Source organism: Citrobacter sp. S46_ASV_140 (assembly GCF_018919545.1).
Lineage (GTDB): Bacteria > Pseudomonadota > Gammaproteobacteria > Enterobacterales > Enterobacteriaceae > Citrobacter > Citrobacter braakii.
This window is the reverse complement of the sequence record NZ_JAHLRC010000069.1, coordinates 1-19,210: the sequence shown is the minus strand read 5'-3', so window position 1 is coordinate 19,210 and position 19,210 is coordinate 1. Positions and strand designations below refer to the sequence as shown.

General features: G+C 50.1%; 21 protein-coding genes and 3 pseudogenes. 12 read left to right on the top strand and 12 right to left on the bottom strand.

The features are described from left to right. The 5 genes from oppB to KQJ19_RS16310 all read left to right on the top strand — a co-directional run. Positions 1 to 851: oligopeptide ABC transporter permease OppB (gene oppB / locus KQJ19_RS16330; RefSeq protein ID WP_216403860.1), on the top strand; the 851-nt coding region annotated here is incomplete at its 5' end. Positions 852 to 865: 14 nt separating this feature from the next. After that, complete coding sequence (oppC, locus tag KQJ19_RS16325; RefSeq protein WP_003020701.1) at positions 866 to 1,774, top strand: oligopeptide ABC transporter permease OppC; 909 nt, start codon at positions 866 to 868, stop codon at positions 1,772 to 1,774. A gap of 11 nt (positions 1,775 to 1,785) precedes the next feature. Further along, positions 1,786 to 2,799, top strand: coding sequence for a murein tripeptide/oligopeptide ABC transporter ATP-binding protein OppD (gene oppD / locus KQJ19_RS16320; protein ID WP_003833364.1), 1,014 nt, complete (start codon positions 1,786 to 1,788; stop codon positions 2,797 to 2,799). Beyond that, entirely contained in the window at positions 2,796 to 3,800 is a 1,005-nt protein-coding gene (gene oppF / locus KQJ19_RS16315) for a murein tripeptide/oligopeptide ABC transporter ATP-binding protein OppF (RefSeq protein ID WP_046275285.1), read from the top strand. Before oppD ends, oppF begins: the two co-directional genes overlap by 4 nt. A gap of 46 nt (positions 3,801 to 3,846) precedes the next feature. After that, a complete protein-coding gene (locus KQJ19_RS16310; protein ID WP_131346102.1) occupies positions 3,847 to 4,683 on the top strand; it encodes an ion transporter in 837 nt (278 codons plus the stop codon). Between the two features lie 36 nt (positions 4,684 to 4,719). On the opposite strand, the gene KQJ19_RS16305 is transcribed toward KQJ19_RS16310, so the two are convergent. Continuing rightward, the gene (locus tag KQJ19_RS16305) at positions 4,720 to 5,049 is read right to left on the bottom strand and encodes an HI1450 family dsDNA-mimic protein (RefSeq protein ID WP_003020691.1); all 330 of its coding nucleotides are present in this window, start codon (positions 5,047 to 5,049) and stop codon (positions 4,720 to 4,722) included. 34 nt (positions 5,050 to 5,083) lie between these two features. After that, positions 5,084 to 6,544: a cardiolipin synthase gene (gene cls / locus KQJ19_RS16300; protein WP_016156727.1), complete on the bottom strand. Its 1,461-nt coding sequence runs from the start codon at positions 6,542 to 6,544 to the stop codon at positions 5,084 to 5,086. Positions 6,545 to 6,686: 142 nt separating this feature from the next. Between cls and KQJ19_RS16295 the strand changes: the two genes are divergently transcribed. Together KQJ19_RS16295 and KQJ19_RS16290 are read left to right on the top strand one after the other, a co-directional pair. Further along, positions 6,687 to 6,860, top strand: coding sequence for a YciY family protein (locus KQJ19_RS16295; protein ID WP_016153268.1), 174 nt, complete (start codon positions 6,687 to 6,689; stop codon positions 6,858 to 6,860). A gap of 255 nt (positions 6,861 to 7,115) precedes the next feature. Next, positions 7,116 to 8,309, top strand: a complete 1,194-nt coding sequence (locus tag KQJ19_RS16290) for a site-specific integrase (RefSeq protein WP_216403859.1) — start codon at positions 7,116 to 7,118, stop codon at positions 8,307 to 8,309. Here the strand turns inward: KQJ19_RS16290 and KQJ19_RS16285 are convergent. The 9 genes and pseudogenes from KQJ19_RS16285 to KQJ19_RS16250 form a co-directional block, all read right to left on the bottom strand. After that, positions 8,302 to 8,502 carry a hypothetical protein gene (locus KQJ19_RS16285; RefSeq protein ID WP_016156725.1) on the bottom strand — a complete coding sequence of 67 codons (201 nt, stop codon included), beginning with the start codon at positions 8,500 to 8,502 and terminating at the stop codon, positions 8,302 to 8,304. The genes KQJ19_RS16290 and KQJ19_RS16285 overlap by 8 nt on opposite strands. Before the next feature lie 45 nt (positions 8,503 to 8,547). Continuing rightward, positions 8,548 to 8,790 (bottom strand): DUF4060 family protein, encoded by a 243-nt coding sequence (locus tag KQJ19_RS16280; protein WP_005121071.1) that lies wholly within the window; start codon positions 8,788 to 8,790, stop codon positions 8,548 to 8,550. 39 nt (positions 8,791 to 8,829) lie between these two features. Further along, positions 8,830 to 9,976 (bottom strand): annotated as a pseudogene (locus tag KQJ19_RS16275) (RecT family recombinase). Then, on the bottom strand, positions 9,951 to 12,773 hold the full coding sequence (locus KQJ19_RS16270) for a RecE family exodeoxyribonuclease (protein WP_216403857.1): 2,823 nt from the start codon (positions 12,771 to 12,773) through the stop codon (positions 9,951 to 9,953). Before KQJ19_RS16270 ends, KQJ19_RS16275 begins: the two are co-directional and overlap by 26 nt. Positions 12,774 to 12,912: 139 nt before the next feature. Further along, positions 12,913 to 13,074 carry a YdaE family protein gene (locus tag KQJ19_RS16265; protein WP_181604021.1) on the bottom strand — a complete coding sequence of 54 codons (162 nt, stop codon included), beginning with the start codon at positions 13,072 to 13,074 and terminating at the stop codon, positions 12,913 to 12,915. Continuing rightward, a pseudogene (locus KQJ19_RS24035) lies at positions 13,067 to 13,183 on the bottom strand (hypothetical protein); the annotation flags it as partial. The gene KQJ19_RS16265 and the pseudogene KQJ19_RS24035, both read right to left, overlap by 8 nt. Positions 13,184 to 13,204: 21 nt before the next feature. After that, a complete protein-coding gene (locus tag KQJ19_RS16260; RefSeq protein WP_181604022.1) occupies positions 13,205 to 13,444 on the bottom strand; it encodes a hypothetical protein in 240 nt (79 codons plus the stop codon). A gap of 455 nt (positions 13,445 to 13,899) precedes the next feature. Further along, the gene (locus KQJ19_RS16255) at positions 13,900 to 14,295 is read right to left on the bottom strand and encodes a helix-turn-helix domain-containing protein (RefSeq protein WP_181604023.1); all 396 of its coding nucleotides are present in this window, start codon (positions 14,293 to 14,295) and stop codon (positions 13,900 to 13,902) included. 19 nt (positions 14,296 to 14,314) lie between these two features. Continuing rightward, positions 14,315 to 14,783, bottom strand: a pseudogene (locus tag KQJ19_RS16250) (helix-turn-helix domain-containing protein). 13 nt (positions 14,784 to 14,796) lie between these two features. On the opposite strand from KQJ19_RS16250, the gene KQJ19_RS16245 reads away from it, so the two are divergent. The 5 genes from KQJ19_RS16245 to KQJ19_RS16225 all read left to right on the top strand — a co-directional run bounded on the left by KQJ19_RS16245 (position 14,797) and on the right by KQJ19_RS16225 (position 18,187). Then, entirely contained in the window at positions 14,797 to 15,021 is a 225-nt protein-coding gene (locus KQJ19_RS16245) for a YdaS family helix-turn-helix protein (protein ID WP_181604025.1), read from the top strand. A 2-nt stretch (positions 15,022 to 15,023) separates the two neighbouring features. Next, a complete protein-coding gene (locus KQJ19_RS16240; RefSeq protein ID WP_149382775.1) occupies positions 15,024 to 15,563 on the top strand; it encodes a toxin YdaT domain-containing protein in 540 nt (179 codons plus the stop codon). 149 nt (positions 15,564 to 15,712) lie between these two features. Further along, complete coding sequence (locus KQJ19_RS16235; protein WP_216403856.1) at positions 15,713 to 16,585, top strand: DNA-binding protein; 873 nt, start codon at positions 15,713 to 15,715, stop codon at positions 16,583 to 16,585. 2 nt (positions 16,586 to 16,587) lie between these two features. Next, positions 16,588 to 17,337 carry an ATP-binding protein gene (locus tag KQJ19_RS16230; protein WP_216403855.1) on the top strand — a complete coding sequence of 250 codons (750 nt, stop codon included), beginning with the start codon at positions 16,588 to 16,590 and terminating at the stop codon, positions 17,335 to 17,337. 367 nt (positions 17,338 to 17,704) lie between these two features. Then, entirely contained in the window at positions 17,705 to 18,187 is a 483-nt protein-coding gene (locus KQJ19_RS16225) for a hypothetical protein (protein ID WP_253296363.1), read from the top strand. 111 nt (positions 18,188 to 18,298) lie between these two features. On the opposite strand, the gene KQJ19_RS16220 is transcribed toward KQJ19_RS16225, so the two are convergent. Beyond that, positions 18,299 to 18,769 carry a hypothetical protein gene (locus KQJ19_RS16220; protein ID WP_253296362.1) on the bottom strand — a complete coding sequence of 157 codons (471 nt, stop codon included), beginning with the start codon at positions 18,767 to 18,769 and terminating at the stop codon, positions 18,299 to 18,301. Positions 18,770 to 19,210 lie beyond the last annotated feature (441 nt).

The window sequence follows — 19,210 nt, the reverse complement described above, 5'->3', positions numbered from 1 at the left end:
TCTTTATGATGCGCCTTGCGCCGGGAAGTCCATTCACCGGGGAACGCGCGTTACCGCCAGAAGTACTGGCTAATATCGAAGCGAAATATCATCTTAACGATCCTATCTCGACGCAGTACTTCAGCTACCTCAAGCAGCTGGCGCATGGCGATTTTGGGCCATCTTTTAAATATAAAGACTATACGGTAAACGACCTTGTGGCATCGAGCTTTCCGGTTTCTGCGAAGCTGGGAGCTGCGGCCTTTATTCTGGCGGTCCTCGTTGGCGTTAGCGCTGGGGTGATAGCCGCGCTGAAACAAAATACGCGTTGGGACTACACGGTGATGGGGGTGGCAATGACCGGGGTGGTTATCCCCAGTTTCGTGGTCGCTCCCTTATTAGTCATGATATTTGCCATAACCTTGAAATGGCTGCCCGGAGGCGGCTGGAATGGCGGGGCGTTGAAATTTATGATCCTGCCGATGGTGGCCTTGTCACTGGCTTATATCGCCAGTATCGCCCGTATTACCCGCGGTTCGATGATTGAAGTGCTGCACTCTAACTTTATTCGTACCGCGCGTGCTAAAGGGTTGCCGATGCGGCGGATTATTTTCCGCCATGCGTTAAAACCTGCGCTGTTGCCTGTGCTGTCCTATATGGGACCAGCATTTGTCGGCATTATTACCGGTTCGATGGTTATTGAAACCATCTATGGTTTGCCGGGCATTGGCCAGCTATTCGTCAATGGCGCGTTAAACCGCGACTATTCGCTGGTCCTGAGCCTCACCATACTGGTAGGGACGCTGACCATCGTGTTTAACGCGATTGTTGACGTGCTGTATGCCGTTATCGACCCGAAAATTCGTTACTGATACTGGAGCTCGCTATGATGTTAAGTAAGAAAAACAGCGAAGCGCTGGAAAATTTCAGTGAAAAGCTGGAGGTCGAGGGCCGCAGTCTGTGGCAGGACGCGCGTCGACGCTTTATGCATAACCGCGCGGCGGTAGCAAGCCTGGTCGTGCTGGTGATTATTGCGCTGTTTGTGACGCTGGCGCCGATGCTGTCGCAGTTTACCTACTTCGATACCGACTGGGGCATGATGTCCAGCGCGCCGGATACAGAATCTGGACACTATTTCGGCACCGACTCGTCAGGTCGAGACCTGCTGGTTCGTGTGGCGATTGGCGGTCGCATCTCGTTGATGGTCGGCATTGCCGCGGCGTTGGTCGCGGTAGTTGTCGGCACGCTATACGGTTCTCTGTCGGGCTACCTCGGCGGTAAAATCGACTCGGTGATGATGCGTCTGCTGGAAATCCTCAACTCCTTCCCGTTCATGTTCTTCGTGATTCTGCTGGTCACCTTCTTTGGGCAAAATATCCTGCTGATTTTTGTCGCTATTGGGATGGTATCCTGGCTGGATATGGCGCGTATCGTGCGTGGGCAAACGCTGAGTCTTAAGCGCAAAGAGTTTATTGAAGCAGCGCAAGTGGGTGGGGTATCTACCGTGCGCATCGTTATCCGTCATATTGTGCCGAACGTGCTGGGCGTGGTGGTGGTGTACGCTTCGTTGCTGGTGCCCAGCATGATCCTGTTTGAATCCTTCCTGAGCTTTTTGGGATTAGGGACGCAGGAGCCGTTAAGTAGCTGGGGGGCGTTGCTGAGTGATGGTGCCAACTCGATGGAAGTCTCACCATGGCTGCTGCTGTTCCCGGCAGGATTCCTGGTGGTCACTTTGTTCTGTTTTAACTTTATTGGCGATGGCCTGCGTGATGCCCTCGACCCGAAAGACCGTTAAGGAGTGCAGCCATGAGCGTAATTGAAACCTCAACCGCGCCGCTCGCGCAACAACAGGCTAACGCACTGCTGAACGTTAAAGATCTGCGCGTGACGTTTGCCACCCCCGACGGCGATGTGACTGCGGTAAACGATTTAAACTTTTCTCTGCGAGCTGGAGAAACGCTGGGTATTGTTGGGGAATCCGGTTCAGGTAAATCGCAAACGGCCTTTGCCCTGATGGGCCTGCTGGCGGCAAATGGCCGTATCGGAGGATCTGCAACTTTCAACGGACGTGAAATTCTGAATTTACCGGAACGTGAGTTGAACAAACTGCGCGCCGAGCAAATCTCGATGATTTTCCAGGACCCGATGACCTCTCTCAATCCGTACATGCGAGTCGGCGAGCAGTTGATGGAAGTTCTCATGCTGCATAAAGGCATGAGCAAAGCGGAAGCCTTTGAAGAATCGGTCAGAATGCTGGATGCGGTGAAAATGCCGGAAGCGCGTAAGCGTATGAAAATGTATCCGCATGAATTCTCTGGCGGGATGCGTCAGCGTGTAATGATCGCCATGGCACTGTTGTGCAGGCCTAAATTACTGATAGCCGATGAGCCGACTACTGCGCTCGATGTTACGGTACAGGCGCAAATCATGACCCTGCTGAATGAACTGAAAAGCGAATTCAACACTGCGATTATCATGATCACCCACGATCTGGGAGTAGTTGCCGGTATTTGCGATAAAGTTTTGGTGATGTACGCCGGACGTACCATGGAATATGGCAGTGCACGGGATGTCTTTTATAAGCCCGTTCATCCGTATTCGATTGGTTTGCTGAATGCCGTACCTCGTCTGGATGCCGAAGGGGAAGAGATGCTGACTATCCCGGGCAACCCGCCGAACCTGTTGCGTCTACCAAAAGGCTGTCCATTCCAGCCGCGTTGCCCGCATGCGATGGAAATCTGTAGCAGTGCTCCGCCACTGGAAGAGTTTAGTCCGGGCCGCCTGCGCGCCTGCTTTAAACCGGTGGAGGAACTGGTATGAATGCGGTCACCGAACAACGAAAAGTGCTCCTTGAAATTGCCGATCTTAAAGTCCATTTCGACATTAAAGACGGCAAGCAGTGGTTTTGGCAGCCTTCTAAAACCCTGAAAGCGGTTGATGGCGTGACTCTGCGACTGTATGAAGGTGAAACCCTGGGCGTGGTTGGCGAATCAGGCTGTGGAAAATCGACTTTTGCCCGTGCGATTATTGGCCTGGTGAAAGCCACCGATGGAAAAGTCGCTTGGCTGGGTAAAGATTTGCTGGGCATGAGACCCGATGAGTGGCGGGAAGTGCGTAGCGATATTCAGATGATTTTCCAGGATCCGCTGGCATCACTGAACCCGCGCATGACCATCGGTGAAATCATTGCCGAACCGCTGCGGACTTATCATCCGAACCTGTCAGGTCAGGAAGTCCGCGACCGTGTGAAGGCGATGATGATGAAGGTGGGGTTGCTGCCAAATCTGATTAACCGCTACCCGCATGAATTTTCAGGCGGTCAGTGTCAGCGTATTGGTATTGCCCGTGCGCTGATCCTCGAGCCGAAGCTGATTATTTGCGATGAACCGGTTTCGGCGCTGGACGTATCCATTCAGGCCCAGGTGGTGAACCTGTTACAACAGCTCCAGCGTGAAATGGGATTATCGTTAATCTTCATTGCTCACGACCTGGCGGTGGTGAAACATATCTCCGATCGCGTGCTGGTCATGTATCTCGGACATGCGGTGGAATTAGGGACTTATGATGAGGTGTACCATAATCCGCTGCACCCTTATACCAAAGCGTTGATGTCTGCAGTGCCAATTCCCGACCCGGATCAGGAAAGGAACAAGGTTATCCAGTTGCTGGAAGGCGAATTGCCGTCGCCGATTAATCCTCCTTCCGGCTGCGTGTTCCGTACGCGCTGCCCGATTGCCGGACCGGAATGCGCAAAAACCCGCCCGGTTCTCGAAGGAAGTTTCCGTCACGCAGTTTCCTGCCTGAAAGTAGACCCGCTATAATCCTGAGGGCTGACAAAGGTCAGCCCTTCTTTTTGGTGAGGTATATGTGTCAGGTTTAGTCTCTTCTGTCCGCCGCGCGCTCTATCGCAAATTATTCGATTTAAACACCCTTTCAGGGCGTCGCTTTGAAGGTATGTGCGCGCTGTTCGCCTTGCTCAGCGTTATTGTTATCTTCATTGAGTCCGGGGTCGGGACGCAATACCATTTAACCTTTGAGGAATGGCGCATTTTTGTCTGGCTGGAGGTCTTTATTACTCTGGTCTTTACCCTCGAATATTTTCTTCGCTTATGCAGCTGGGCCAATCCCGCTAAATATGTGTTTAGCTTCTGGGGGATTATCGATCTGGCCACCATTCTACCGCTGTACGTGATGTGGCTATGGCCTGAAATCAGTCTGAGCTATGTCTTCGCCTGGCGAGCGATGCGTGTCCTGCGCGTCTTGCGTATTCTCAAGCTGCTGCGTTTTATGCCTTCTCTGCGAGTATTCTGGAATGCGTTAAAAAGCGCCCGTCATCAACTGATGTTGTTCTATTCCTTTATTGCCATTCTGATGGTTGTTTTCGGCGCGATGATGTATCTGATAGAAGGGCCCAAATATGGCTTTACTACGCTGAATGCGTCTGTGTATTGGGCTATTGTTACGGTCACCACCGTCGGCTACGGTGACATTACACCGCACACGCCGTTGGGACGCATGGTGGCGTCAGTGCTTATCCTGATTGGATACTCTGTGATTGCGATACCGACCGGATTGATAACCACACACATGAGCAGTGCGTTCCAACAGCGCGGATATCAGCGTAGATGCCCACAGTGTCAGCAGGCGCAGCATGAACATAGTGCGCAGTTTTGTAACCGCTGCGGAAGTAAACTGCCGGGATAAAAATGAAAAAAGCTGCGAGAGCAGCTTTTTTGTTTGTTACTCGCGCCAAAGAATATGGCAGAGTTTGTGATCTTTTTCGCGACATAATAAAACGCGCGCAAAAATATCGTTAATCTCGCCGTCTTCTGTATCTGCCAGACCAATCACCACTTCGGCAAAAAAGTCAGGGTTCAGGTCAAAATCAACATGCTCCTGCCAGTCTTCTGCCGGGTCGAATAACTCGGCACCACCGCGCTCTTCAAACTGTAAATTGAACAGAATGATGTCGGCTGGATCCAGGTTGTCCGCAGCCAGTTCGAGAAAAATATCGTAAGCCTGCTCAAGCGTTTCGTCTTCAGTCAGGCGATTGTTCAAATCCATATCCATAATGACTACCTGTTTACTGTCTGATGGGCACGTTTTACAGCAACGGACTAAAGAAGTAAAACAGTCGCTCAGCGATCCGCTGCCAGAGTGGGCGTTTTACCCACAAACGGGCATCAAGCAGACGGGAACGCGAAATATAATCATCCTGTACTGCCGCGAGATCGCCACCGAATCCGGCATCATCAATGACCAGCGTGATTTCAAAATTGAGCCACAGACTGCGCATATCCAGGTTAACGGTACCGACCAGGCTCAGCTCGCCATCGACCAGTACGCTCTTGGTGTGCAGTAAGCCACCTTCGAACTGATAGATTTTAACGCCAGCCGCCAGCAACTCAGTGAAAAAGGCCCGGCTTGCCCAGCCAACCAGCAGGGAATCATTCTTGCGTGGAAGAATAATACTGACGTCGACCCCGCGCTGCGCCGCTGTACAGATCGCGTGCAGCAGATCGTCGCTGGGAACGAAGTAGGGCGTGGTCATAATTAAATATTCACGCGCCGAATAAGCTGCGGTTAACAGCGCCTGATGAATCAAATCTTCAGGGAAACCAGGTCCCGAAGCGATTGTGTGAATGGTGTGGCCGCTGGCCTGCTCAAACGGCATGATATTGACGTCTGGCGGCGGGGGCAGAATGCGCTTGCCGGTCTCAATTTCCCAGTCGCAGGAATAGACGATGCCCATAGCGGTGGCTACCGGGCCTTCCATTCTCGCCATCAAATCCACCCATTGCCCGACGCCTGCATCTTGTTTGAAGAAACGGGGATCGACCATGTTCATGCTGCCGGTATATGCAATATAGTTATCGATCATGATCATTTTGCGGTGCTGACGCAGGTCCATACGGCGTAAAAATACACGCATCAGGTTTACTTTCAGCGCTTCAACAACCTCGATACCCGCGTTACGCATCATCGCCGCCCATGGGCTGCGAAAGAACGCCACGCTACCCGCGGAGTCCAGCATCAGGCGGCAGTGAATTCCACGCCTTGCGGCAGCCATTAATGACTCGGCGACCTGATCGGCCATACCGCCCGGTTGCCAGATGTAGAACACCATCTCGATGTTGTGACGCGCCAGTTGAATATCACGGATCAATGCCTGCATCACGTCCTCTGAACTGGTGAGCAACTGCAGTTGATTCCCTTTAACGCCAGCGATTCCCTGACGACGCTCGCACAGCTTAAATAAGGATGACGCGACGCTGCTGTTTTCCTGCGCAAAAATATGCTTACAGGCTTTAAGATCGTTCAGCCACTTGGCCGTTGACGGCCACATTGCCCGGGCGCGTTCGGCGCGACGTTTACCCAGGTGGAGCTCACCGAAGGACAGATAAGCAATGATCCCTACCAATGGCAGAATATAGATGATCAAAAGCCAGGCCATTGCGGAGGGCACTGCGCGTCGTTTCATTAGAATGCGTAATGTTACGCCAGCAATGAGTACCCAGTAACCCAGAATGACCAGCCAACTCACCACGGTGTAGAAGGTTGTCATAAATTTAAAAATCCTTTTGAAAGCGTATTGTTAAGAGTTTACGCATCAGGATTAATCTGGCAAATAAAAACACGGGAAAACCACTGGTCTGCATTCGGTGTGGCGTTATAATGGCCGCTCAGTGACTGAAAGAGTAGTAAACATGAAGCGTAGTAGAACGGAAGTGGGACGCTGGCGGATGCTGCGTCAGGCTAGCCGCCGTAAAGCACGTTGGCTTGAAGGACAATCGCGCCGTAATATGCGTATCCATACCATCAGAAAGTGTATTCTCAACCATCAACGTAACTCGTTGCTGTTTGCGATCCACAACATCTGATCTCAAAAGGGCACCGCTGGCGGTGCCCAATGTCTGCTTTTCGTTTTGTTTTTAAAATACTTTTTTGTATTGTCATTCGGCCTATTTCGAAGAATTCCGCGTAAAAACGTTCTGTTACGCTAAAGCCTTCTATTACCTGCCTTTCGGCCTTCCAATCATCACACTTTGAGTACAAGTGTTACATTGCGGGTAGCTTAGAGCAACGAGTTTTGTGTACACTTTTGCGTACTCAAAAGCCAAATGTGTACCCATTCAATGATCACTGACACAAAGCTCAGGAAGGCCCTTGGCAAGAAGCGCGATGATATCGAAACCATTTCAGATTCTCACGGACTCAACGCAAGGATCAGCCAGGCTGGAAAAGTTTCTTTCTTCTATCGATACAGATGGGCTGGTAAAGCTGTAAAACTCAATGTCGGTGATTATCCAGCAATGAGCATTGTTCAGGCAAGGGAAAGGCGTCAACAGTTCAGAACGTGGCTAACTGAAGGTTTAGATCCTCGCGAGCAAGTGAAGCTGGAAAAATTATCTCGCGAAGGTTCTATGACAGTGGCTGAAGCCTTCGATTATTGGATCGAGAAACACTGCATCGCGAATCAACTCACAAAGACGGATTATTATCAGCTGGTATTCGCCAAACATATCGCCGAACCGATGCGGAACGTCAAAGTCGATAACTCGACAAAAATGCACTGGATAGATGTATTTGATCAGATTGAAAGCAGGGTAATGGCCCACTATATGCTTTCACTGTGCAAGCGCTCATTCAGGTTCTGTATTAACCGAGGCGTAATATCGACCAATCCGCTCGAGGGATTGCTACCCACTGACGTTGGCCAAAAACCGAAAAAGAGAACGCGGCGGCTGGATGACAGTGAGCTGGTGGCAATTTATCGCTGGCTGCAAAATCGCATGTCGATAGAGTCCGTATTTCTTGTGAAGTTTATTATGCTGACCGGCTGTAGAACGGCAGAAATTCGATTAAGCGAAAGGTCGTGGTTTAGACTGAATGAAAATGAATGGATAGTTCCGGCCGGTAGTTACAAAACGCGAGTGCATATGAGAAGGGCACTTTCTGAAGCGGCGGTAGGGTTGGTCAAAAATCATATTGAGAAGATTAACACAAAACACTTAGTCACCTCACAGCGCTTACTGGATGGTGAAATCAAGGACGTCCCAGTACATCCGCCAGTCGCTTCAAATTACGCAAGGTATATTTGGTCTGCTGCGGGAATGGAACCCTGGTCTCTCCATGATATGAGAAGAACGATCGCGACAAACCTTTCAGAACTTGGCTGTCCGCCGCATGTGATTGAAAAACTACTTGGTCATCAGATGGTCGGTGTAATGGCTCACTACAATCTGCACGACTACATCGATGACCAAAAACACTGGCTCCACGTTTGGCAGAGCCATCTTGAAAACATCATCGGTGAGCCGTTCAGTTAATTGGCTGTTTCACACCTTCCCACTCTTTGACTGACTCCGACTTCCAGCGGTTAGGGTTACCGGGAAAGTCCGGGGCGGGGAACGGCTTCGCAAAACCCCGCGGCATAGTTTCTGTGCTTTGCCATGACCAAAGGGTTTTACGTGAGATTTTGTATCGACTGGTCAGGTCTGACGTCAGCAAAATATCATCCATCGTTTTTCTCCAATGGCCCGAATTGGGCCATTTCTAATAGTAATATCAAGAAACCTGGCCCGGCAGCGCTCGTAATCTGCGCATGCCTGTCATAGCCGTGGCCACGTAGCTCGCCTTGCGGTTCACTACCTCCACCCAGACCTTCACACCTTCAACTCTCACCGTATAAGTCTCTTTCATCTTGCTGCGGCCATAGTCGCCGTAGCGTTCGTGATGAGTGGCCAGTGCTATGTCGCATGCCTGACGCGCTAAAGGGGATTGCTGATTACCTCGGTTAATCAGTCGCATTACATCTCCTCAACGGGAGGGCGAACCCTCCCAAATCTGTTAGCCAACGTATTCCGGTTTCATATCCGCCAGGGTGATGCTGAACTGATCGTGCAGCTCGTCGCCCAGGTGACGTTTCGCCGTTGCAAGAACTCGCTCAACTTCCCCGAAACGTGCTGCTGCATTCGGTTCGTCCGGAGACGGTAGGGAGTTGATTGCGGCTTCTACTTTGTTGCGGTGATCCACCAGGTAATAGCGCTTCACAGCTTTATTTTTCAGCTCTGTGAACAGTGCAGTGCCAAGCAGTGCTTTCTGAGATTCGATATCGGCTCGGATGGCTTTGGCCTGGTCTACTGTGCTGGACGTATCGATGCGTTCGCGGATCTCATTTGCTAGCGCATCCACGTTCGCTACTGACTCCTGCACGCTGGTGGTGATATCAACCTCGCTGGTGATCTCTTCCACAGACATTCTCTGCGCTGAAGCCGGATTGATTTCACGCTCGGTGCGCTGCTCAACTTCGTCTGGGGTATAGACGCCAAGAATCACTTCCGGGCAATACAGTCGCGCCCAATACTTCACGCCCAGGTATGCAATTTGCTGTTTAGGATTGGACACCCACAGAGGGGAATTGCGAGTTACAACACCAGACAGGTAAAGAGGTTCACCCCAGGTGATTTCTACCTCGCCGCGAAGAATGGCGCCAACCTGAACAAACAGGCCGATCTCATCCTCATCAGTCCAGCCGCGGACGCGCTCGGTGACGGTGTATTTCCCATTTTTTCCGTTCTTGTCTCGCGTAATTTCCTGTGTTCTGGTGCAGCGCTCCCAATCTCCGCCATAACGATAGTGAAAACGCCCGTGGATAGCGCTGGAACTCGCGATTACAGCGTTGACCAGTTGTGCTTCGTAACCAAGAACACCGTTCACCAGGTGAGTTTTCTGCGCTACTGCGTATGGATTCATGCCCCATTGCATTGCCTGCATAACAATCGCCATACAGTCAGCTGGTTTTCCGGCAAGGTGTGCCGGGACCGTCACCTGAGAATCGGCCATCAGGTTAGCGAATGCGGTTAACTGGCCCAGTGCCTGTACGTTAAAAATCGCGTTACTGGCTGAAATGGTGTTAGGTGCCTGCTGTTCAGCGGTAACAATATTGGTGTTTTCCATGATTTATCCCCTTATGCCTGAGTACGCAGCGCTTCAAGGCGGCGCAGGTCGAAGTCGTTCAGTTCATCGGTGTAATCAGCGGTGATCGGCGCTGGCCATTCGCCAGTGTCAAAGCCGGTAGCGATAGCGCGCATCGCCTTGCGGTACTCGAGCATGCCCAGTTCCAGCAGTTCGGCGGAGGCCTCGATGATGGCAATCCAATGGTAGTTCTCGTCTTTGTTGACGAAAATCCAGAAGAACTGGTCCAGTGTTGCGGTCTCGCAATACATAGCCGCGCTCAGGTGGTAGTCACGATCGATGATTTCTCGGTGCAGTTTGGCGCGAAGACCTTCCTGCTTAACGTTCCACATGCTGATGGTTTTCAGGTCGGCACCGATGCGCAAGCCGTCCAGGTCGATTTCCAGATCCGGGCGCACACGGACTTCCAGACCGGTTTCGTCGTCGAAGCCAAAGTAGCTGACTTCTACTGCGCGGCTCGGGTGTGTCAGTAGCTTGCCAGCTGTCGGGTGCTGGAGCAGGGCTTTCTGAATGCTCAGTGCAGTGCTCAGTTGCTGGCGGGTTACCAGCACTTTCCCATGCGGATTCTCGCGCCACGCATCCAACAGCTCGTCGGCGAAGACGGCTTCCGGATTAACAGACTTCACAGCCTGAATCAGATCTGCTTTGGTACCGGACACTTTCAGCGGTGCCAGTTTCTGCGCTTCCTGTGCAACCAGGTCAGGACTGATGATTGCCAGTTGCTCGAGTAACGCATCACGGCTACCGCTGGTTTTCACCTGAGCAGGCAGAGTGGCGTTGTATTCCTTGATGCAGGCTTTCATCGCCGCAGCGGTCTGCTTCTGATCCGCTTCGATACGCTGGTACTCTTCTGGCAGCGACATATAGCTCTGACCGGTTTCCTCGGCTGAACCACCCAGCGGCACCTGAGCAGGCAGAGTGGCGTTGTATTCCTCTAGCAAAGCTTTGATATCGTCTGCGCTCAGTTGCGCTGGCAGGCTGGCGTTGTACTCATCAATAAACGCGCGGATCGTTGCCGTGGTGGTAAATGCGCCTTCCGGGATTACGGGTTCAACGCTAAATTCTTCATCGAGCTGCTCTGGCTGCAACGCCAGCGCATGCACCAGGTTACCCATATCCAGTACAGAAGAGCGTTCTTTGATAATGGTTTTCTCTACGTGGCGCGCATTGAAGTACATCAGCGAAACACGTGCGTCTTTCACCTGGGTTGAGCTGATACCGTTCGCTGCGTGATAAACCTCGTTCGGCAAACCCTCATAGCGACCTGGCTCGAAGTAAGCGGGGTACATGACAGCCGGTTCGTCAGTTTGCGCTTCTGGTTCGGTTTGGTTTACAGAGTCGCTATTTTGGGCGACAGAATCCGTATTCTGGTTTACATCGGCTTGCTGGCTGGTATATGACTCTTCACCAGTTTCCAGACTGCTTTTGCCTGACTGCACTTCAGTACCAGCCTGTTTTTCATCACTGACAGTTTCTTCCATCTGCACATCGGCGGCGTCCTCATTTTCCATTTTATCTTCCTCATTTGAGGCGGCGTTGTAGCTTTCATGAACCCACTTCGGATCGTTCGGGTCACTAATGCCTTCAACGAAGTCACCGCGCGAAACCGCAAGAATTTTGTTTACCTCTTCAGCCGTTACTTTTTCCTGTTTCATCGGTACAGGCATAGACGAACGACCGCAGGCTATATCAACGAGCAGCGGATCTGGATTAGCGTGGTCAGTTTCTGTCAGTACTCTATTCAAATATTCCTGATGTTTGACGGGATCTTCATAAAGTCCTTCTGGTGTAGTTTTTACTGTTGCGATAATGCAGGCACGTGAGTAGTCCAGGCTACCAGGCATTGAAACGAATCTCTCTCGAGTAGCCAGCCATTCAGGATCGTCCATCTTATTCATGATGGAGTTTGCCTGTAGTTCTATATCCAGAGGGACGTTGTAAATATCAAATTCGCGGTCACGGGCACGTAACGCCAGAGCAATTTCATGCTCCAGCCCGAGAATGGTTTGCGGGAATTTGCGGTCAGAGGCAATGCCGCCACCGGCGTTCGCACCAGAAGGTGTGCGATTAATGGTTGTTACACGATTACCTTTGCTCCACTCTTTAACCAGTAGGCCGCGATCGATGTAATCTGTATTGAACCATACCGTCAGGAACTGAATAACGGTTGCCAGTTCTGGTTTTTTCCCGTCGACAGGGAATGCTTTCTTAACTGCATTCACAACTTTATGAATATCGTGCTCAATGGCTTTTTTGAATGCTTCCACATTCTCAGCAGCCAGCAGCAGGTTCTGGACGTACGCGTCATCGGTGTCCATCTCAAGGCGCACAATCTCGTTTTTCTGCCCAGCGTCGACGTGATAGAGATATTCACCATCACCAATGAACTGAGCCAGTACGCGCTGGCGGAATGGCAGGGTGGCAATGACGATTAGGTTAGGCTGGTCTGTCTGCTGAGATTGATCTTCAGTACCGACTTGACCATCAACGACATTGTTATCTGTCTGGTGGTTTTCTTCCTGCGCCGCATCATCAGCTTTCAATTTCACATTCCAGGTGCGCTGGTCTTCGGCCAGTTCATAACGATCACACCAGGTGAAATCAACTTCACCTTCTTTTGGCAGACCGTCAACAACCGGGAAATCAGTGCGAATTGGTTTGGCGTAGTCCTTACCACGGCCCGTTTCGATGCCTGCATCTTCCAGTGCGACATCCAGCATTAGGTTGGCGCGAGCCTCAGTTTTTGCAGTGAACCAGACCACTGCATCTTGCTTTCCGGATTTCTGAGTGGCTTTAACCACATTAAAGAATTCCATGTGAGATCCTCATTTTTGGGTGTTAGAATCCCCGGACCATTGATAGCGCCCATTGGGTTAACTTTGGTTTTAATGTTGTTTCCGGTGTAACTTTGGTCGGTGGCACCGGACGTAGCTCCCGCCTTGCGCGGGTTTTACGTTAGCCTTCGTGAGCCATCTGGTCGTGCGAAGCGCAACGTCTGGAGCAATACTCTTTCTCTTTACGCGCCAGCTGTGAGCCGTTGCGATAGAGAAGGGTGCTTTTGATTACTTCTTCCGGTTTAACCGGCTTCCTGCAATAACCGCATTTCTTGTCAAGCATCTGGATCCCCCTTCTGTGCCAGCAGGTAGCAGAGACGGCGGAGAAGCACCTCAAAGTAATTCAGCCTTACGGCCTGCTGCTGGGCTGGTTCTCGTGCAAAGTCTTTCATGTAACCCCCCTCTAGCTGATCTCATTTTTTCAGCTGAAAACCACGAGAAAGCAGTTCCTTAGCTTCTTTTGCGGTGATGCGCTTTAGGCAATCGCAATCGTCATTGAGTAAGGCTTTTGCGACAAACATGCTTTTAGCCTTAATAACTATCAACTCCTGATGTTCACCGTGGAACGCCATGAAATATCTCATCTCACCCTCGATACCTTGCTTCTGAAACTCAGTGAACTTCGCTGGTGGTGCCGCGGCGCTGATCTTCACGGTTGAGCGTTTTAACTCTGCAGTTCACCACCGCGAAGCTCACTCTGTGCTTTGCCCTTGTCGCCAGGCTGGCGGAACGTTTCAAACCTACTGCGCGTTAATCTCACCACCTCATTTCGGTCTTCGTATGCCCCGGACGGCTACTTCGTGGGCGTCCTGCCTAGGTGGTTGTGTTGATGGAGTAAGTAAAACACTGCTTTACTTTTGTGTCAAGCAAAGTGGTATTGAAAAATAAAATGATGCTTTACTGGAGGCGTGGCTTTTTCACAGAGGTGCGGAAGTCTGAGGTTTAGAATGCTGAAAATGTTGGGATATCGCTCCAGAAGGAGGAATTTCAAAAAAAGAAAATGGAATGTAAAAAGGCTGGGCTTGGTGATTGAAAAACGGAATTGAGATTACAGTTTGCTGATGTTGGTGTGCTTAACTACTTGAAAGATATTTTTATTTTAAGATTTTTATTTCTTGATACTGTCACTTGTCCTGCGGCTCATATACCTTTCGTATAGTTCATCGAGTTTTTTTAAACGTATTGATATTGCCTGAATCACATCGTTTTGGTCTTCTTCTGGTAGTTGACGGAAGAGATCTAAAAGTTGGCGTTCATTATTCTTTAGACCATCATCTGGTCCCACTTCCTGGCCCAGAACCCAAGCTAAGCTTACTCCCAGTCTATCAGCGAGTTTAATCGCGGAATTTTTCCCTATTGTCCCCCTCAAGAACCAGTTATTAACAGACTGGGAAGTGACACCACAAATTCTTGCAAGATCTGCCTTTGAAAGATGGTTACTTTCTATTATTTCTTTAAGTCTTTGAACTTGTTGGTTTTCAGCTAACTTAGTGTTTTTTTTCATAAATCTGATTTTATTGAGATTACTCAGAGTCTTCTTTAATCCTGCGATTCATATATTTCGCATATAACTCGTCAAGTTCCTTAAGGCGCAGAGAGAAAATCCGAATCATGTTCCGTTGCTCTTCTTCTGGTAACTGACGGTATAGCTCCAGTAGGCGTTGTTCGTCAGGCTTAAGTCCATCCTTTTCTCCAACATCCTCTCCAAGTAGCCATGGCACTGAGACGCCAGCTGCATCAGCTATAGCCAATGCAGAACCTTTGCTAATTCTTCCTGTTTTGAACCAACTGGAAACAGCTTGCTTGCTGACACCAGCAATCCTGGCCATCTCTGTTTTAGAGAAACCTTTCTTGTTCAATTCTGTAAGCCTGGAAATCAGCTCATTTGTCATTGTTTTTTCGCTCATTTCATTAGTGTAAATGATCGCTTTACTGTCAGGTAGGCATTCATGATTTGACTTTTAAAGTAAAATGGTGCTTTACTTTTGCCATCTAAGGAGGCCCTATGACTGGTGTTGAGAAAGCTATTCAAAAATTCGGAACGGGTGCGGCACTCGGAAGAGCGCTTGGATTTTCAAAAATGACAATTTCCAACTGGAAGAAAACAGGCATTCCGCCCGATCACATTCGCTCTGTTTTTGAGCTTACGGGAGTCACTCCGCATGAGTTGCGGCCTGACTTATATCCCAATCCAACCGATGCCTTACCAGCGCAAAAAACGAGGGCATAACTATGCAGTCACTGTCACTTCATCAAAATAGCGGATATCAACCGGCTGCGATGATAAATCGCAATCAACCTGTCTCGGTAGATAAACATGACCAGATCCGCGATGCCGTTCGTGCGTGGGCGGGTGTAGATGGTCAGGATGTCGTTTCTGCTCTGATCGTCGAAGAGTACCGGGCGCAGGGGGGGGACGAGATTACTTTCCCTGGCGATCTCAGCCGACAGCGTCAGAAGCTTTTCCGCTTTCTCGATAACCATTTCAATAGCGAGCGGTACCGCGAGAACGTTCGTCAGTTGACTCCGGCAATTCTTGCTGTTCTGCCGCTCGAGTTCCGCAATCGCCTGCTACCAGAAGACAACGTTATGGCCCGTCTGGCTCGGCTGGAGAAAGAAACCAGCGAAGCGAAGATTGCCGTCGCGATGGATGCGCCACGTCATCAGAAGTTGAAAGAGCTGAGTGAGGGGATTGTGGAGATGTACCGCGTTGACCCTGGGTTAACCGGTCCGCTGATGGAAATGGTGCAGATGATGCTGGGGGCTATATGACCGGTTCAAAAATGGCGAAAGCCGTGGTGCTCGAACACCAACGGCTTTCAGGTGCAATTCGTTGTGGACTCATTGCGAGGAAATTATGTCAGAAAAGTCAGCCTTCAGAAAGATAGATGGGCCACCACTTTAGCGATTAAGAGGTTTTTATGCGTGATTACGCAACCGTTGCGCCTCAGTTCTGGCTTGGAAAAACAGGCCGTGAACTGAGGAAACAAGGCGCGGAGGCGCAGGTGGTTTCGTTCTATCTGATGACCTCGCCACACGCAAATATGCTCGGGTTGTATTACCTGCCAATTCTGTACATAGCCCATGAAACAGGTCTGGGCTTGGAAGGGGCTTCGAAGGGGCTAAAAAGCTCCATTGAAGCGGGATTTTGTAGCTATGACGAGGACACTGAGATGGTTTGGGTGCATGAAATGGCCGCCTATCAGGTTGGTCGATCACTGAAGCCAGGGGATAACCGTTGTGCTGGTGTCAGGAATGAGTATGTGTCATTACCTGAAAACCCTTTTTTATCATTATTTTATGAACGTTATAAAACAGATTTTCACCTTAATTTAAAACGTGAATCGCGCCAAATTTCCGAAGGGGCTTCGAAGGGGCTACGAAGCCAAGATCAGGAACAGGATCAGGAACAAGATCAGGATAAAGATATTATGGGGCATGGCGCCGCCACACCCCGAGGGAAAAATACTTATCCGGATGATTTTGAATTGGCGTGGCAGGAATACCCAAAACGCGCCGGTGGTAACAGCAAGGCTGATGCGTTCAAAGCCTGGACTGCACGTATTAAATCCGGAGCAACAGTTCAGGAGCTTACCGATGGTGTTCGGCGATACGCGGATTACGTAACTGCCGCTGGAAAACTTAACACCGAGTTTGTGAAACAGGCATCCACGTTTTTTGGCCCCTCAAAGCACTACGAAGAGTCGTGGTCTTTAGCGAAGCCAGATGGAAAAAGGGATCCGAACAAAATTTCTCAGCCAGATAAAGCGATTCCGACCGGATTCAGGGGGTGACGATGAAAAACATGGTTTGTACCGGAAATGCTCTCGAGCGCCTTAGAAAACTCATTCCACCTGGCGTTCAGCCGAAGTTCACCAGTGCAGCAGAGTTGTTGGCCTGGCAACGGGAAGAGGGCTTGAAGCGGTGTGAAGAACTGGACAGGGCGAATCAGAAATCCCGGACAGAGAAAATTTTCGGTCGCTCAGGAATTCAAAGCCTGCACCGCAGCTGCACGTTCGCGAATTACCAGGTATCCGGGGAAGGGCAGCGGAAAGCCTTCACGATGGCAAAGAGCTACGCGCAGAACTTTGGGGTCGGCTTTGCGAGCTTCGTGTTCAGTGGTGGTCCTGGTACTGGGAAAAACCATCTGGCGGCAGCGATCGGAAATCATCTCCTGTCTGGTGGCCAATCAGTGTTGGTAGTAACTATCCCTGACCTGATGCTGCGCGTTCGCGAGTGCTACGACGGTGGTCAATCAGAGGCTGCGTTGCTGGACGATCTCTGCAGAGTCGATCTGCTGGTGCTGGATGAAGTCGGTATTCAGCGTGGAAGTAACGGCGAGAAAGTCATTCTGAATCAGGTTATCGACCGTCGCCTGTCGTCAATGCGTCCGGTAGGGATCCTGACGAACCTAAACCACAATGACCTTCTCGTGGCGTTGGGCGCGCGGGTTATCGACCGTCTTCAAATGGATGGCGGGATGTGGGTGAACTTTGACTGGGGTAGCTACCGCAAAAACGTTAGCCATCTCCGGGTCGTTAAATAACCTCGAGGGCAAATCACTATGGCAAGCAAATCACTGTGGGCAATTGTCGATTTTCTTCGGGTTAACCAGACCATCACGCCGCGACAGGTTAAGAATCTGCTGGGATGCGACAGTAAGAAGGCACACAACCTGCTGCTTCACCTGGTACGTAGGGCAGTAGTTATACGAGCTGGCGAGCCACATCACCCGGTCTATTCGCTGCAACCCGGCGGGGAACTGAATATCAAGCAGCTCAAATCGAGTATGAGAAAAAACATGGTTACTTCAGTATGCCGTACAAGTCCGGCGATGAAGCGGGTTCTGGAATTTTACGGGAGAGCATCAGCATGAACAAATAGTACAAGAAAATATCATTGAGTTAGCGAAGTTGGGACATGAGCGCGCGGCTGAACTGAAAGCATCATGCGGTGCAGTCGACGTGCGCTGCGTGGCGCAACTGATTAGCGATCTGGCTTCGCAGCTTGAGGTGCAACTGGCGCGAGGTAACGTGCAGGCAGAGCAGCTATCTAACGCCGAGAGTAAGTGCAGGGAGCTGGCAGCGGAGAGCAAAAGGTTAAGCCTCTTCATATCCGGTAGCTGCTACGTATTCGATGGTGGCCATGAAGATGATATGCCTGATGAATTTATAGATGCATCGCATTATATGCCGATAGTAACCCCGACCACTGACGAGATCCTTGCTGAAGTGCGGGCGCAGAGTGTGGAGATGTTCGCCGAACGCAAACACAGAGAAATGATGTCACTACATCCCGACACCCACGCCATTGGCTCAATCGCTGCGGCAATGAGCGCAGAGTTGAAAGAGTTACGCGAGTTCGCCGCCCAACTTCGCAAAGGAGCCGCGCTATGAGCAGGAACATAATTCCGGAGTGGATGCGCTCAACAAAGCCTACCGAAGCAGAGCGCAAAGCCGCGCAAGAGGCAACTAGTACAAGAGTTCATCCTGTACTATCCGACGAAACTACTTTGTAGCAACGTCAAACTCATTAACAGCTGATGCTACTGGTTTCCAGATACTAACAACATCAGCGATCACATCAAAAACCTTTCCATGGTTTTTATCAGAGATATTTTTCATCTGTGCAAAGTTTGTATCAAAACTCACCCCCCCAACAGCATCCCGTAACTGACTTTCAGTTATAGGTGATACAGATTGCGATGACAAGTTCAGGAAAGCCCGAAGAATGCGGGCATTAATTTGCTCAGGCCGTTTGGCCCACAGCTTCAACCGGCGTGAGACTTTAGATACCTCGCTCATTTCTACGCTTGCTGATGATTCAGTATTTGAGAGCATTGATTCAATCTCTTCCAAAGATACAAGTGCTTTAATGATGTTTCGGTGAGCATTAGGTAGCTCTTTCCCCGAGGAAACGATAAATGCTGCATCCTCAAGTAAATGCTTAGCTTTTAGTATTTTATCCTTTACTTCCATTTTTCTATTTCTACTCATATTAAGTGATTTGAGTAAAATTAGTCTTTTTTTATTTTGAATGCAATAGGGGGGTTAGAAAAAAATGCAAATCGACCTGGTTAAAACCCGGGCGGCGTATTCTCTCCAGCAAATGAAACAGACCTCGCACGACTCCTGCGCTTCAAAAACGGCGGAACCTACATGGACGAAATGAAGATGGCAAAGACGTTGTTCGCATTCTTCAATAGCCTGGATGTGAAGGATGATGGTTTTTTTAAATGATTTACTTTGGCTGGTTAGCGGGTGGAAATGAATATTAAGACGCTCTTAATTAAGGCTTTATGCGGCTCGTTAATCACATTGCTGGTACTTGCAGGCATCCTGAGTGTTTACATTTACGGCAAGGGTATCGATGCCAATGCAATCTGCATTACGTTTTACGCTGTATTGATTGATTGGGCA